Source organism: Rhizobium sp. AN5 (assembly GCF_900215255.1).
In the GTDB taxonomy this organism is placed as follows: Bacteria; Pseudomonadota; Alphaproteobacteria; order Rhizobiales; family Rhizobiaceae; genus Agrobacterium; species Agrobacterium tumefaciens.
The window spans coordinates 873,360-887,138 of the sequence record NZ_OCMJ01000003.1 but is presented as its reverse complement, the minus strand read 5'-3'; the positions used below and the strand labels follow the sequence as shown (position 1 = coordinate 887,138).

Here is a 13,779-nt window from a genome sequence, read left to right as displayed (position 1 = left end):
GGCGGTTCCGTGCTCTGCTCGGCGCGGGCATTCACTCTTTTGTTCATAAATGTTCGAGCTGTAAGCTCGCTCCTGAAATCTGAAACGGTTAATTAAGTCGATCTGCTCGGCGAGGATTTCGCACAACTCTGCGCGGCTGGAACCTGTTCTGTCTAACTGTACCGGCGCTGTTTGCACAGAGGGGCAGGGTGAACTCAAATTGATTGAAGGATACTAGAATTTAATCGGCACTGGCATTCACGCGCAGGAGCATAGCTCGACTCGGCAACTAAAATCGCTGGAAAGTTGGAGTGGTGAGCGGGTCTCGGCAACAGGATGGCAATTACTCGTTCAAATACGAGCAATATGCTCGAGGCAACATACCCTTACCGCAGCATTGTGGCTGTATCGCGCCCGACATGTAAGGTTTCTTGCGATGTATCAGATCGCACATCAGGGGTCGTCGACTGGCAGGAGAATGCCGCTTATGCCAGCAGCCCGCGCATGATCAGTTCGAGATGAATCTTCAGAACGACCTGCTTGTCCAGACTGCGCCGATCGTCGAAAATCAGCCTGAAAACCAATGTTCCGACTATTGGCGACATGACGACCTTGGCGAGTTCGGTGGGGTTGGCTCTAAACCTTTTTTTCGCCACGCCCTCTTCGAGGATCGTATTGATCCGCTCGAATACCGGCGCCATCACCACGTCATGGTGCTGGTCGATGAGATCGGGGAATTTTGCTCCTTCCGCAACGATGAAGCGAAACAGTTCCCGCATCTTTCTATTGTCGACGAGGGCGTCGAACAGGAATTCAAGAAGCATCCGAAGCTCCTCGACGGGATCACCGGACGTGCGTGCATAGGCCTTGAATGCCTCCTGAAAAGGTGCCGAGGCATGCCTGATCATCGCCTCGAAAAGAGCCTCCTTGGTTTCGAAATAGACGTAGACCGTGCCTTTCGTCACTCCCACCCGCTCGGCAATGTCCTCCACCCGCGTGGCCGTAAATCCTCTCTTGGTGAATTCCTCGAATGCGGCGTCGAGAATTTCCAACGGACGTTGTATCTTCTGTTCTGCTCGTGTCAGTTTTGCTTTTGCCATAACCCCGGATCCCTACGTATTCTTTCGGCACTTGCCTTTTTACCCGTCGCAATCGGCGGAAATGACAGGTGGTTTGCCTATAGCACCGGCGTAAAAACCGGAATCGATTTTTACAAGACGTGGTGCGTGGTTCAATATGTCAGCACATCCCCCGATGCGTCCGCGAGGACGCGCCGGGCAAGTCGGAATGATCATTCGCGGAGCCCGGTTTGACGTCCGGACGGTTCCCGATCGGCGACACAAGAATTTCATTGACTATTCAGTCAGTCAAATATTATAGGGTGAGGCGAAGATCAAGAGGTCACCATGAAAAGCATTCTTTTAGCAATGGCGGTCGGCGGCATTTTCGCCCTGTCGTCCTGCAGCAACGAAGAGCCGCCTGCTGAAAAGCCGTTGCGTGTCGTCGATGTGGTTGCGGCAGCGAAAAAGCCCGTCGGCCGTGGCAGCGTCATCACCGGTGAAGTAAGGGCACGGGTCCAGACGGACCTTTCCTTTCGGGTGAGCGGGAAAATCACCGAGCGGCTGGTGGATGTGGGTACCCCGGTAAAGGCCGGGCAATTGCTTGCTCGCATCGACCCGGAAGAGCAGAAGGCGGATATCGACGTTGCATTGGCCAACCTGCAATCTGCCGAAGCGCAGATGACGCAGGCGCAGCTGGCATTCGATCGCCAGCAAAGTCTTTTCAAGACGCAGGTGACTTCGCGCTCCGCGGTCGACAAGGCGCAGGAAACCCTGCTTACGACGCAAGGCGCTGTCAGATCGGCGCAGGCGCAGCTGGATACGGCGCGCGATGCACTTTCCTACACCGAACTCAGGGCCGATGCGGATGGTGTGATCACCGCGCGCAATGTCGAAGTCGGCCAGGTGGCGCAGGCCGCTCAGCTCGTTTTCACGCTGGCGCATGACGGGCCGCGCGATGCGGTATTTGATGTCTACGAATCCCTGTTCCTCGAGCGCGATATCGACAATCTTGTCAATGTCAGCCTCCTGTCGGATCCCGCCCGCGCTGTCGAGGGACCGGTCCGGGAGATTTCCCCGACGATCGATCCCGACAATGGGACGATCCGGGTCAAGGTTGGCCTGAACGGCGATATGACCATGCCGCTCGGAGCACCGGTATCGGGTCATTTCCGCTTCAAGCAGGTGGAGGCGATTGAGCTTCCCTGGTCGGCAATGGCATCGCAGAACGGCCTTCCCGCCGTCTGGGTGGTCGATGCGCAGTCCTCGGAAATCGCCATGCGCCGGGTTGAGGTCTCCGACTATGAGACGGGTCAATTCGTCGTGGCGGAAGGACTTCTTCCCGGCGATCTCGTCGTGACCAGCGGGACCAAATTTCTCCGCACCGGTGAAAAGGTCGCCTATGAAAAGGGGCAGGCACAATAATGTTCAGGATAAACAGAAGCTTGTTTTTGCTGCTTCCGGCGATTGCGGTCTCGTCCTGCCAGGAAAAGCAGGAAGCGCCCGCTGAGGCGCCGCGCCCGGTGCTCTCCGTCGTCGTTGGGGAGACGCGCGCCGATGCGCTGCGGCTGACCGGCACGGTGGAATCGAGAATTCAGACCGATCTCGGCTTTCGTGTTCTCGGCCGGATCATTGCCCGCAATGTCGATGTGGCTGATCTGGTCAAGAAAGGCGATGTGGTGGCCTCGATCGATCCGCTCGCGCTGGAACTTTCGGTAAAGAGCGCCCAATCCGATCTGTCCAACGCCGAAGCGCAACTGGCCAATGCGGTGACGACCGAGCAGCGTCAGCGCGTGCTGGCCGAGGCCCGCAGCGGCACGGAAGCAGCACTCGAAGAGGCCGAGCAGGCCACGCGAACGGCCAATGCCGCCGTCGCCAAAGCCCGTGCAAATCTTGATAAGGCCGAGGAGCAACTGGGCTATACGCAGCTGCACGCGGAATTTGACGGCGTGGTGACTGCGACATCCGGTGAAATTGGCCAGGTCGTCTCTGCCGGACAGACGGTCGTGACCATTGCCCGCCCGGAAGTGCGGGATGTTGTGGTCGATGTTCCGCAATTTGCGGCGCAGCGACTGGAGATTGGATCGACCTTCGATATCGCCTTGCAACTGGACCCAAAGATACGCACCACCGGCGTGGTGCGTGAGATTGCCCCAGAAGCCGAAACCGCGACACGCACGCGCCGCACGAAAATCAGCCTTCAGGATGCGCCGCCGACATTCCGGCTCGGCTCGGTCGTCACGGCCTCGGCAATTGCCGCATCCGAATCGCAGATCATGCTCCCCTCGTCGGCCCTGCTGAAAACCGAAGGCGGTTGGAGTGTCTGGATCGTCAATACCGATACGGCCACGGTCACCTTGCGCCCGGTCACAATAGAGGGCGAGCCCGCTGAAGGCGGCAGTGTGCGCTTCACCGGCGGCGTCAAGCCCGGCGAACGTGTCGCCAGCGCCGGCGTTCACAAGCTTAAGGATGGTCAAGCCATCAGGATCGATCAGGAGGTCCATCAGTGAAGAAATTCAATCTTTCCGACTGGGCGCTCGAACACCGTTCGCTCGTCTGGTACTTCATGCTGGTCTTCGTTCTTGCCGGTGTTTTCTCCTATCTCAACCTCGGACGTGAGGAAGATCCGAATTTCACCATCAAGACAATGGTGATTAGCGCGCAATGGCCCGGCGCTTCCGCGGAGGAAGTGGCCCGGCAGGTGACCGACAGGATCGAGAAGAAGCTCGAGGAACTCGACAATCTCGACTATCTGCGCAGCCAGACAGTGGCTGGCAAGACGACGATTTTCGTGGAACTCGTGCCGGAAACCAAAGCCAAGAATGTCGAACCCACCTGGGTGCGCGTGCGTAACATGATCGGCGACATCAAGGGCGACTTCCCCTCGGGCGTTGTCGGACCGTTCTTCAACGACCGTTTCGGCGATGTTTATGGAAATATCTACGCCTTCACCAGCGACGGTCTCAGCCAGCGGCAATTGCGCGATCTGGTCGAGGACGCGCGTGCCAAGGTTCTGACTGTCGATAATATCGGCAAGGTCGATGTCATCGGCGCGCAGGACGAGGCGATCTATCTGGAGTTTTCCACGCGGCAGATCGCAGCGCTGGGCATCGATCAGCAATCGATCATCAAGACGCTGCAAGCCCAGAATGCTGTCACCCAGTCCGGCTTCGTCAATGCCGGGCCTGAACGTGTTGCGTTGCGTGTCAGCGGCCAGTTCACCTCGGAAGACAGTCTTCGCGCCATCAATCTGCGCGTCAACAACCGGTTCTTCCCGCTGACGGAAGTGGCGACGATCCGGCGCGGTTATGTCGATCCGCCGTCTTCGCTGTTCCGCTTTAACGGGCAACCGGCCATCGGCCTTGCCATAGGCATGAAAACCGGTGCGAACCTCGTGCATTTCGGCGAGGAGCTGGATGCACAGATGAAGCGTATCGTTGCGGATCTGCCTGTTGGCGTCGATGTGCATCGCGTGTCTGATCAGCCGGCCGTGGTCGATGAGGCGGTCTCCGGCTTCACTTCGGCGCTGTTCGAGGCGATCGCAATCGTTCTCGTCATCAGCTTCATCAGCCTCGGATTGCGGGCGGGCATGGTGGTTGCGGTCTCCATACCGCTCGTGCTGGCGATCACCTTCGTCTACATGGAATATACCGGTATTTCGCTGCAACGCATCTCTCTCGGCGCGCTTATCATCGCGCTCGGGCTTCTCGTCGACGATGCTATGATTGCTGTCGAGATGATGGTCGCACGCCTCGAGGTCGGCGACGATCTCAGAAAAGCGGCGACCTATGTTTATACTTCCACCGCCTTCCCGATGCTGACCGGTACGCTGGTCACCGTTGCCGGCTTCATTCCCGTCGGGCTCAACAACAGCGCGGCGGGTGAGTTCACATTCACCCTGTTCGTGGTGATCGCCGTTTCGCTAATCGTGTCGTGGATTGTCGCGGTTGTGTTCACGCCACTGCTTGGCGTGGCGATGTTGCCCAAGACGATGAAATCGCACCATGAGAAGAAGGGACGTTTTGCCTCTGGCTTTTCCTGGCTTCTAGGCCGGGCGCTGCGCTTTCGCTGGGTTACGATCATCCTCACGGTTGCGTTGTTTGCCCTTTCCGTTGGCGGCATGAGCCTCGTGCAGCAGCAGTTCTTCCCGGCTTCTGACCGTGTGGAACTGATCGTGGACTGGAACCTGCCACAAAACAGCTCGATTGCCGAAACCAACCGGCAGATGGCACAGTTCGAGCAGGAAGCGCTGGCGAAAAACCCTGACATCGACCACTGGACGACCTATGTCGGTGAAGGCGCACCACGTTTCATCCTCTCCTTTGACGTGCAGACGCCTGATGTCACCTTCGGCCAGACGATCATCGTCACCAAGGGGCTTGATGTGCGCGACAAGGTGCGCGCTGAGTTGCAGGACTATCTGAACCGGACGTTTACCGGCACCGATGCCTTCGTGAAATTGCTCGACATCGGCCCTCCGGTCGGAAAGCCGGTGCAATATCGCTTGAGCGGCCCGGATATCCAGCATGTCCGCGAACTCGGCCAGCAGCTGGCGGGCATCGTCGGCGAACATCGGCTGCTGTCCAACATGGTCATGGACTGGAATGAGCCGACGCGGGTGGTCAAGGTCGACGTTTTGCAGGACAAGGCCCGCCAGCTGGGCGTATCTTCGGAAGACATCGCCAATGCCATGAACAGCATTGTCGAGGGTTCCACCGTGACGCAGGTCAGGGATGATATTTACCTCGTCAATGTGGTGGCGCGTGCGCAGCTGGCGGAGCGCGGCTCCATCGAAACATTGCAGAACCTGCAATTGCCGGCCACGAACGGCAAGGCCGTGCCGCTGTCGGCAATCGCCAATTTCCGCTACGAGCTGGAACAGCCGACCATCTGGCGTCGCGACAGAATTCCGACAGTCACGGTCAAGGCCGCCATCATCGGCCCGACGCAGCCGGCGACGATCGTGGAGCAGTTGAAGCCGAAACTCGAGGCTTTCGAAAAGTCGCTCCCCGTGGGGTACAAGGTGGAAATAGGTGGCTCGGTGGAATCCAGCGCGGATTCGCAGGCGCCAATCGTCGCCGTGGTGCCTCTGATGCTGTTTGCGATGGCAACGATCCTTATGGTTCAGTTGCAGAGCTTCAGCCGGCTGTTTCTTGTCTTTGCCGTTGCCCCGACGGCGCTGATCGGCGTGGTGGCAGCGCTGCTGCTCTCCAACGCGCCAATGGGTTTCGTCGCCATTCTCGGCATATTGGCACTGATCGGTATTCTGATCCGAAACTCGGTCATTCTCGTCGTTCAGATCGAACATCTCAGAAGCGAGGGGGTCTCGGCCTGGCGCGCCGTCATCGAGGCGACCGAGCATCGCATGCGACCGATCATGCTGACGGCTGCGGCGGCAACACTTGCCCTCATCCCCATATCTCGGGAGATATTCTGGGGTCCGATGGCCTATGCCATGATGGGCGGCATCGTGGTTGGCACGGCGCTCACGCTGCTGTTCCTTCCGGCACTCTATGTCGCGTGGTTCCGCATTCCGCGCGAGGATGACAAACAGGAAGTTCAGGAAATCAAGACGTAATTTCCTGCGAAACAGCCACACCCTCGTGATCGCGAGGGTGTGGCGCCGGCAAAGCCACTATCCCGCTTAAATTCTGCAAATATGCCCGCCATCGTTGTTCCTTCGGCGCAGATAGTGTTAGGAAGATCGGCTTAGCTGCGGGAGCGGCGCTGTCCTTCAATAGATAAGCGTTTGCTTCTGCGTCGTTGACAGACCAAGGGTGCCGGAGGGTTCAAGGATGGGCGGGTTGTCGGATTGGCTTGCGGACGCAAAGCCGATCAATCGCAAGAATGCCGCAGAAGTGGTGTTCGAAGATATCCGTTCGGCCATCACCTCTGGTCAGCTCGTGGTCGGAACCCGGCTGCCCTCCGAAGCCCATCTGGCGGAAAGATATGGTGTCAGCCGGCCGATCGTGCGCGAGGCGTTGCGATCTCTCCAGACTCTGGGGTTGACGCAGACGCGCACGGGTAGCGGCACCTATGTAATGACCGCCACACCGCCTGCTGAATTGAGTTACGGAGCATATTCCGCCCGTGATCTGATCGAGGCACGCCCCTTCATCGAGGTGCCGGCGGCCGGTTGGGCGGCGCTGCGGCGCACGGATGCCCAACTAGAGACTCTGCTCGAACTCTGCGACAGGATGGAGGCTGAGGAAAGGCCGCATCCGTGGGTGCTGCTGGACGGGCAATTTCATTGCGCCATTGCGGAAGCCTCGTCCAACGCACTGTTTGCCAAGGTTGTGGCCGATGCGCGCGAGGCTCTTTCCCAACAGTCCGAGATGGTCAACCTGATGGCTGGCCGGCGCGTTGCATCGAATTTGGAGCACCGCCGGATCGTCGAGGCGATCCGGCGGGGTTCAGCCCCCGATGCGCGTGAAGCGATGGAGCTTCACCTGGGTCAGGTGAAGCAGGTGGTAACGACCATTATTGGAGAAGATCGGGCTCGACACCCGTAAGCGCGGGTAGGTTGGCGAGGTGGCGGGGGCTCAGTGCCTGCTGAAGTTGCGCCTCTGTCAGATAGCCGCGCTCCAGCACCACCTGCGGCACGGTGCGGCCGCTGGCCAGCGCCTCCTTTGCGACGTCAGTTGCTGCATAGTATCCGATCAGCGGATTAAGCGCGGTTGCGAGACCGATCGATTCCTCCACACGCTGTGCCATGATGGCGGGATTGGCGACGATGCCATCGACACAACGTGCCGCCAAAGTCCGGCAAGCGGCGCTTAGCTGGCTGATGCTCTGGGAAAGGGCACGCACCATGATCGGCTCGAAGGCGTTCAGCTGAAGCTGCCCGGCTTCGGCGGCCATTGTGATGGTGATGTCGTTGCCGATTACCGCATAAGCCACCTGATTGACCATTTCGGGAATGACCGGATTGATCTTGCCCGGCATGATGCTGGACCCCGCCTGAACGGAGGGCAGGGTGATTTCGCCGATGCCGGCGCGCGGGCCGGAAGAGAGCAGGCGAAGGTCGTTGCAGGTTTTTGACAGTTTGACGGCGACACGTTTCAACACGCCGGACAGATGCACAAATGCGCCGGGGTCCTGCGTCGCTTCGATCAGGTCGGCGGCCGTCACTAGCGGGCGTCCGGTCAACCGCGCCAGATGCTGGCAGGCAAGCGCCGCATAACCACGCGGTGCATTGAGCCCGGTGCCGATGGCGGTGGCGCCGAGATTGATCTCGTGCAGCAGGGCTGCGGATTCGATGAGGCGGGCCTGATCCTCGCCCAGCATCACCACGAAAGTGCGGAACTCCTGACCGAGCGTCATCGGCACGGCATCCTGCAATTGCGTCCGTCCCAGCTTGATGAAGCCGGAAAACTCCTGTGCCTTGCGATCGAACGCGTCTTTCAGCACACCCATCGAAGCCGCGAGATCGTCGATCGCTTCGATCATTCCTACATTGACCGCCGTCGGATAAGCGTCGTTGGTTGACTGGCTGAGATTGACGTGGTCGTTGGGGTGAAGGTGGGCATAATCGCCTTTCGTGTGGCCGAGCAGTTCAAGTGCCCGGTTGGCGATGACCTCGTTGGCGTTCATGTTGGTGGAAGTGCCAGCACCGCCCTGAATTTCATCCACGACGAACTGCTCGTGAAGCGCACCCTCACGAATTTCGCGGCAGGCCTTGACGATTGCTTCCATCCGCTCCCGGTCAAGCAAGCCAAGCTCGTGATTGGCCAGGGCGGCGGCCTCCTTCACATAGGCCAGTCCCCTGACGAGATAGGGGTTGTGGCCGATCGTTACGCCGGTGATCTGAAAGTTCTCCACCGCGCGCGCCGTGTGCACGCCCCAATAAACATCTGCCGGAATTTCCTTCGTTCCGAGCAAATCATGCTCCATGCGCGTCACGCCCACTTTTTCCTCCAATAGCTCAAAGCGTTACCTAAATCTGTAAAGCTGTCTTACAGATTTTTCGACCTTAATCCTTCGCCGTACGAAGGTCAATAATGCTTCGATCCCCTTGACGAACGGCATTCTCTGCAATTATGAGGGCAAAAATCTGTCATGCAGCTTTACAGCGATGCATGAGCTTGCTGGCGCTGTATCCAGCGCCGAGCGTGCCAGTTCCAATTTTGATTTCCGGCGTATCGCCGACTGCAAAGCAAATTCATTGGGAGGAGAAATATCAATGAAATCTGTAAAAACGGCACCTGCCGAACGCGAGGTCTTCACGGAAGAAGACCTCGGATACCACAAGGCACTCAAACCGCGTCAGATCCAGATGATCGCCATCGGTGGCGCAATTGGCACCGGGCTGTTCCTGGGCGCCGGTGGGCGGCTGGCGCAGGCCGGTCCGGCGCTGGTGTTCGTTTATGCGCTTTGCGGCTTCTTTGCGTTTCTGGTGCTGCGTGCACTTGGCGAACTTATCATGCATCGCCCGAGTTCCGGCTCGTTCGTGTCCTATGCCCGCGAGTTCTATGGCGAGAAGATGGCTTTCTTCGCCGGCTGGATGTATTGGTTGAACTGGGCAATGACCTCCGTGGCCGATGTGACCGCCGTTGCGCTCTACATGAACTTCTTCAAGCACTACGTCCCCTGGCTGGCAGGCATCGACCAATGGGTGTTTGCGCTGACGGCACTTCTGGTCGTGCTGGCGATGAACATGCTGTCGGTGAAGGTTTTTGGCGAGCTTGAGTTCTGGTTCAGCCTCATCAAGGTGCTGGCGCTTGCGATCTTCCTCGTCGTTGGTGTCTATTTCGTCATCTTCGGCACGCCCATTGAAGGGCATGTGACAGGCTTCAGCATTATCACCGACAATGGCGGCTTCTTCCCGAACGGCATTCTTCCCGCCTTCGTCATCATTCAGGGGGTAGTGTTCGCTTACGCCTCAATCGAACTGATCGGCACGGCGGCAGGGGAAACCGAAGACCCGCGCAAGGTCATGCCCCGCGCCATCCGCGCCGTGGTGCTGCGCCTCGTGGTGTTTTATGTCGGCTCGGTATTGCTGTTCACGCTGCTTCTGCCTTATACCGCCTATAAGGCTGGCGAGAGCCCCTTCGTTACCTTCTTCGGTTCCATCGGTGTTCAGGGTGCGGATGTGATCATGAACCTTGTGGTGCTAACCGCCGTGCTGTCCTCGCTCAATGCCGGGCTTTATTCTACCGGCCGTATTCTTCATTCGATGGCGGTCTCTGGATCTGCGCCGGCAGCGCTGGCAAAGATGAACAAGGCCGGCGTGCCCTATGGCGGTATTGCGGTGACCGCCGCCGTCACCGTTCTCGGTGTGGCGCTGAACGCTGTCGTGCCAGCTGCGGCCTTCGAAATTGCACTCAACCTGTCGGCGCTCGGCATCATCTGCGCATGGGCCGTCATCGTGCTCTGCCAGCTCAAACTGTGGCAGCTTTCCCGGCGCGGCGAACTGGCCCGCCCGGATTTCCGCATGTTCGGTGCGCCTTACACCGGCATTCTCACGCTCGTCTTCCTGTTCGGCGTGCTGGTGCTGATGGCTTTTGACTACCCTGTCGGCTCGTGGACCATCGCTTCGCTGCTGGTCATCATCCCGGCGCTGGTCATCGGCTGGTATATGCTGCGCGACCGTATCCACCGTCTGGCCGGCGAACGTGCAGGCGCGGGAGCATCGCATTGAGCGGGCATGGTGAAGCTCCATTGGTGGCGGTCATCGCCACCGGTGGTACCATCGCCAGCAGGCGCGGCGCCGATGGCGCCAGCACACCAAGCCTTTCGGGTGAAGACCTGCTTGCACTGGTTCCGCAAATCAACGCGAGGCTGAAGCCGATCGATCTGATGGCGAAGGATTCCTCCAGCCTGACATTGGCCGACATGCAGCGCATCAGCGATGCGGTAGGCGTGGAGCTCAATGATGCCGCTGTCACCGGTGTCGTCGTTCTGCATGGAACCGATGCGATGGAAGAATCCTCGCTGCTCGTGCATTTGCACCATGCCATCACCAAGCCGGTTGTCTTCACCGGCGCACAGTTTACGGCCGACCATCCGAATGCGGACGGGCCGTCCAATCTGGCCGCGGCCATAGAAACGGCGCTTGATCAGACGAATGCCGAACGCGGCGTGCTTTTATCCTTCGGTGGCAGATGTCTGCCGGCATGGGGGCTGTACAAGCTGAGCGCGGATGCGGCGGATGCGTTCCGCTCTGCGCGGCCGGCGGCCCATGCCGCAGCGCTGGAGCTTGCTGTGCCCCTCGCCGATCTGCGGGTTGATATCGTTGCCATTTATCCCGGTTGTGATGCCGCCCATATCGAGGCAAGCCTGCAGGCCGGTGCGGATGGGATCGTGCTTGCCGCACTTGGCTCCGGCAACGCCAATCCGGGCATCGCTGTGGCCGTGAAGCGCTGTGCCGAGCGAGGCGTTCCCGTCGTCGTCTCCAGCAGGGTCCCGGAAGGACTGCTGGTGGCGAGTTACGGCGGTGGCGGCGGTGGTCACGATCTGGTCGCGGCCGGTGCCGTCCATTCGTCAACGCTGCGCCCCGGACAGGCGCGTATACTGCTTGCGGCGCTGATTGCCGCCAAAAGCCCGACGGAAAAGATCGTTTCCGCGTTCAAAGATGGCTCGCTCTCTTAAGCAGCGGCTGCAATGCCCGCATTGGCGGGCATCGAAATTCCTATGGGATTCCTATTTTATTCCATCTGCCGCCGTCTCGAACCTTTATGCGGTTCGGGTGCATTCTTCTGTGCGGGAAGGGATGGTGTTTCTTCCCAGCCAGAAAGAATGAAAAGCGACGTCCCACATGACGGCGCTTTTCTTCCTGTCCGGCTCCTCGGTTAAAAAAGGAGTCCCATCGATGATGGACGTTATTCTGATCGGCGCAGCCACAGTGTTTTTCGCGCTCTGCTTTGCCTATACGCGCGCCTGCGACCGGCTTTAGGCGGAGGTCGAGATGTTATTCGACTATGTTTTGAGCGGTGCCGTCACCGTCTTTATCGCCGCCTACCTCACCTATGCTCTCATTCGCCCCGAACGCTTCTGATCGGGAAGCGGCGGCTATTGAAAGTTCAATACCATGACCCTCAATGGATGGTTTCAGATCCTGCTTTTCTGCGGGATCGTTGTCGCGCTGGTGAAGCCTCTCGGCTTCTATATGGCGCGAGTCTTTAATGGCGAACGCACCCTGCTTTCGCCGGTTCTCGCACCCGTCGAGCGCGGCCTTTATGCCCTTGCCGGGACAAGCGAGCGCGAAGAACAGCACTGGACGACCTATGCGTTTTCCATGCTCCTCTTCAACCTCTTCGGTTTTGCCCTGCTTTATGCCCTGATGCGCTTTCAGGGTATGTTGCCATATAATCCGGAAGGAATGGCAGCAGTCGGGCCGGAACTGTCTTTCAACACGGCAGTCAGCTTCGTCACCAACACCAACTGGCAGAACTATGGTGGCGAAAGCACCATGTCCTATCTGACCCAGATGGCTGGTTTCACCGTGCAGAACTTTGTTTCTGCCGCGACGGGCATGGCGATTGCAATCGGGCTAATCCGCGCCTTCGCGCGCGCTTCCGGCAAGGCCATCGGCAATTTCTGGGTGGATATGGTGCGCTCGACGCTCTACATCCTGCTGCCCGCCTGTATAGTGCTGACCCTCGTCTATGTGTGGCTCGGCGTGCCGCAGACGCTTGGCACTTATGTCGGCGCCCAGACGCTTGAAGGCGCGCGGCAGATGATCGCCGTCGGCCCGGTAGCGTCGCAGCTGGCGATCAAGATGCTCGGCACCAATGGCGGCGGTTTCTTCAATGCCAATTCCGCGCATCCGTTCGAAAACCCTGATGCCATCTCCAACATGATCCAGATGGTGTCGATCTTCGCGATCGGTGCTGCCTTCACCAACGTCTTCGGCCGTATGGTCGGCAACACCCGTCAGGGCTGGGCAATCCTTGCTGCCATGGGTGTTCTGTTCATCGCCGGTGTTGCCGTGACCTATTGGGCGGAAGCAGCCGGAAATCCGCTGATGCACAGCTTCGGCCTTGCCGGCGGCAACATGGAAGGCAAGGAAGCTCGCTTCGGCGTGGCACTCTCGTCGCTCTTTGCGGTCATCACCACCGCTGCCTCCTGCGGAGCGGTCAACGCCATGCATGGCAGCTTCACGGCGCTCGGTGGTCTCATTCCGCTCATCAACATGCAACTGGGTGAGGTAATCGTCGGCGGCGTTGGCGCGGGTTTCTATGGCATTCTTCTCTTCATCATCATCGCCATTTTCGTGGCGGGGCTGATGGTCGGGCGCACGCCGGAGTATCTCGGCAAGAAGATAGAGGCCAAGGAGATGAAGATGGCGGTTCTGGCCATTCTCTGCCTGCCGCTCGCCATGCTGGTTTTCACAGCTACCGCCACCATCCTGCCCTCGGCGGTCGCGTCGGTCGGCACAGCCGGACCGCACGGGTTCTCCGAGATCCTTTATGCCTATACCTCGGCTGCTGCCAATAACGGCTCTGCCTTCGGCGGCCTCACGGGCAACACGACCTGGTACAACATCACGCTTGGTTTTGGCATGTTGATGGGACGTTTTCTGGTGATCATTCCGGCGCTGGCGATTGCCGGGTCGCTGGTTACCAAAAAGACCGTTCCGGCATCAGCCGGCACCTTCCCCACGGACGGCCCGCTCTTCGTCGGTCTGCTCGTCGGCACGATCGTGGTCGTCGGTGGCCTCACCTTCCTGCCGGCCCTGGCGCTTGGTCCGGTCGTGGAACATCTGGTCATGGCCGCCGGCCAGGTATTTTGAGGTGGTGCC

Annotated in this window: 11 protein-coding genes; 9 read left to right on the top strand and 2 right to left on the bottom strand. The window is 59.2% G+C overall.

Annotated features, from left to right (window positions below; all coding sequences use genetic code 11):
* Nucleotides 1-464: 464 nt before the first annotated feature.
* Nucleotides 465-1,079 (bottom strand): TetR/AcrR family transcriptional regulator, encoded by a 615-nt coding sequence (locus tag CRP02_RS07450; protein ID WP_097170687.1) that lies wholly within the window; start codon nucleotides 1,077-1,079, stop codon nucleotides 465-467.
* Nucleotides 1,080-1,385: 306 nt separating this feature from the next.
* Here CRP02_RS07450 and CRP02_RS07445 point away from each other — a divergent pair, with 306 nt between their 5' ends.
* The 4 genes from CRP02_RS07445 (at nucleotide 1,386) to CRP02_RS07430 (ending at nucleotide 7,549) form a co-directional block, all read left to right on the top strand.
* Nucleotides 1,386-2,462, top strand: a complete 1,077-nt coding sequence (locus tag CRP02_RS07445) for an efflux RND transporter periplasmic adaptor subunit (protein WP_097170686.1) — start codon at nucleotides 1,386-1,388, stop codon at nucleotides 2,460-2,462.
* A complete protein-coding gene (locus CRP02_RS07440; RefSeq protein WP_097170685.1) occupies nucleotides 2,462-3,547 on the top strand; it encodes an efflux RND transporter periplasmic adaptor subunit in 1,086 nt (361 codons plus the stop codon). The genes CRP02_RS07445 and CRP02_RS07440 overlap by 1 nt, the downstream gene beginning before the upstream one ends.
* Nucleotides 3,544-6,615, top strand: a complete 3,072-nt coding sequence (locus CRP02_RS07435; RefSeq protein WP_097170684.1) for an efflux RND transporter permease subunit — start codon at nucleotides 3,544-3,546, stop codon at nucleotides 6,613-6,615. The genes CRP02_RS07440 and CRP02_RS07435 overlap by 4 nt, the downstream gene beginning before the upstream one ends.
* 217 nt (nucleotides 6,616-6,832) lie before the next feature.
* Nucleotides 6,833-7,549, top strand: coding sequence for a FadR/GntR family transcriptional regulator (locus tag CRP02_RS07430; RefSeq protein WP_025595359.1), 717 nt, complete (start codon nucleotides 6,833-6,835; stop codon nucleotides 7,547-7,549).
* Here the strand turns inward: CRP02_RS07430 and CRP02_RS07425 are convergent.
* Nucleotides 7,518-8,930 (bottom strand): aspartate ammonia-lyase, encoded by a 1,413-nt coding sequence (locus tag CRP02_RS07425; RefSeq protein WP_162697988.1) that lies wholly within the window; start codon nucleotides 8,928-8,930, stop codon nucleotides 7,518-7,520. The two genes, CRP02_RS07430 and CRP02_RS07425, sit on opposite strands and share 32 nt — an antisense overlap.
* A 289-nt stretch (nucleotides 8,931-9,219) precedes the next feature.
* Here CRP02_RS07425 and CRP02_RS07420 point away from each other — a divergent pair, with 289 nt between their 5' ends.
* From CRP02_RS07420 to kdpA, 5 genes are all read left to right on the top strand, one after another.
* A complete protein-coding gene (locus CRP02_RS07420) occupies nucleotides 9,220-10,677 on the top strand; it encodes an amino acid permease (RefSeq protein WP_019564934.1) in 1,458 nt (485 codons plus the stop codon).
* On the top strand, nucleotides 10,674-11,627 hold the full coding sequence (locus CRP02_RS07415) for an asparaginase (RefSeq protein ID WP_097170683.1): 954 nt from the start codon (nucleotides 10,674-10,676) through the stop codon (nucleotides 11,625-11,627). The genes CRP02_RS07420 and CRP02_RS07415 overlap by 4 nt, the downstream gene beginning before the upstream one ends.
* Before the next feature lie 166 nt (nucleotides 11,628-11,793).
* Nucleotides 11,794-11,931 carry a hypothetical protein gene (locus CRP02_RS27495; protein ID WP_003497749.1) on the top strand — a complete coding sequence of 46 codons (138 nt, stop codon included), beginning with the start codon at nucleotides 11,794-11,796 and terminating at the stop codon, nucleotides 11,929-11,931.
* 12 nt (nucleotides 11,932-11,943) lie between these two features.
* On the top strand, nucleotides 11,944-12,033 hold the full coding sequence (gene kdpF, locus CRP02_RS07410; RefSeq protein WP_003511473.1) for a K(+)-transporting ATPase subunit F: 90 nt from the start codon (nucleotides 11,944-11,946) through the stop codon (nucleotides 12,031-12,033).
* 33 nt (nucleotides 12,034-12,066) lie between these two features.
* On the top strand, nucleotides 12,067-13,770 hold the full coding sequence (kdpA, locus tag CRP02_RS07405; RefSeq protein WP_097170682.1) for a potassium-transporting ATPase subunit KdpA: 1,704 nt from the start codon (nucleotides 12,067-12,069) through the stop codon (nucleotides 13,768-13,770).
* The last annotated feature ends 9 nt before the right edge of the window (nucleotides 13,771-13,779 follow it).